The organism is Sphingopyxis flava, from assembly GCF_900168005.1.
GTDB lineage: Bacteria > Pseudomonadota > Alphaproteobacteria > Sphingomonadales > Sphingomonadaceae > Sphingopyxis > Sphingopyxis flava.
This window is the reverse complement of the sequence record NZ_FUYP01000102.1, coordinates 1-1,236: the sequence shown is the minus strand read 5'-3', so window position 1 is coordinate 1,236 and position 1,236 is coordinate 1. Positions and strand designations below refer to the sequence as shown.

Sequence of the window (1,236 nt, the reverse complement as noted above, 5' to 3'; positions counted from 1 at the left end):
GGACAGTTCCTCACTGGTTGATTGGACGATGTATTCGCGCGGGGCGAGGTAGCCAAGTGCGCGATGCGGATGGACGGTGTTGTAGTGGTGGAACCAGCTGGGCAGCTGGTTGATCACGGCTCTGGCGTTGGGCTTTTCGGCGACGCGGACATAGTCTCGCTTCATGGTGCGCACGAACGCCTCGGCCATGCCGTTGGATTGTGGGCTTTCGATGGGGGTTGTGCGCGGCCTGAGGTTGATCTCGCGGGCGAAGCGGCGGGTCTCTCTGGCGGTGTAGCAGCTACCGTTGTCCGTCAGCCACTCGATGGTAGAGGGCAGCCTGTTCACACGGCCGAAGCGGTGCTCGACGGTGGCGGTCATGAGGTCGCGCACATCCTCGGCAGATATGCCGGCAGTGGTGGCAACAAAGCCCATCGCCTCGCGATCGCAGCAGTCCAGAGAGAAGGCGACCCGCACCTTCTCGCCGTTGTCGCAGCCGATTTCGAAGCCGTCGGAGCACCAGCGGGTGTTGCGAGTATCGACGGCGACGCGCCCATCGTGGCGACGCTCGTCCGCCTTGCCGCTATGGCGCTGGAGCAGCAGGCCATGCACCTTCATCACCCGGTAGACCCGCTTGGCATTGGGCGCAGATGGCCCGCCATTGCGCGCCTGCCGCCGCAGGAGCGCGTGGATCCGGCGGTAGCCATAGGTCGGCAGCTCGGCGATCAGGGCCTGAATACGCGCGACGAGCTCTTCCTCGGGAAGCGGAGGTCTGCCGCGGCTTCGGGCAGCGGCCTTGCGTCTGGCTGACGAGAGATGCTGCCGAGACACGCCCAATGCATTTGCCACCGCGCTCACAGGTCGCCCTCCGGCAACGAGAGCGTGCGCAACGGCGTTTTTTTGGGAGCTGCCACCCGCGAGATCGCCTCGCGCAGGATTTCGTTCTCCATGGTCTTCTTGCCGAGCATGCGCTGCAGCTCGCGAACCTGGTTCTCGAGTGCACGATACTCGCTGGCCGGAACCACCTGGCCGCCCGCACGGGTAGCGGTCAGGGCGCCGCTTGCCGCCTGCCGGCGCCAGCCAAACAGCTGGTTCGGCGCCACCCCGTGCATGCGCGCCACACGCGACACGCTGTTGCCGGGCAGGAAGGTCTCTTCGACCATGCGGAGCTTCTCTTCCGGGGTCCACCGCCTACGGCGCTGAACCCCTCCGAGAACCTCCGCATGCACATAGCTCCTGGGATTACTGTCGGTCATA

The 1,236-nt window shown here is 65.5% G+C and carries 1 protein-coding gene; it reads right to left on the bottom strand.

What is annotated here, in order from left to right:
* Positions 1-1,235 (bottom strand): IS3 family transposase gene (locus tag B5X69_RS20685; RefSeq protein ID WP_245798833.1). Its coding sequence is split into 2 segments (ribosomal slippage), with 1,233 coding nucleotides annotated over them: positions 1-891 and positions 894-1,235; the frame shifts between segments, so codons are not numbered across the junction. This gene is flagged as partial in the annotation.
* Position 1,236: the final 1 nt, after the last annotated feature.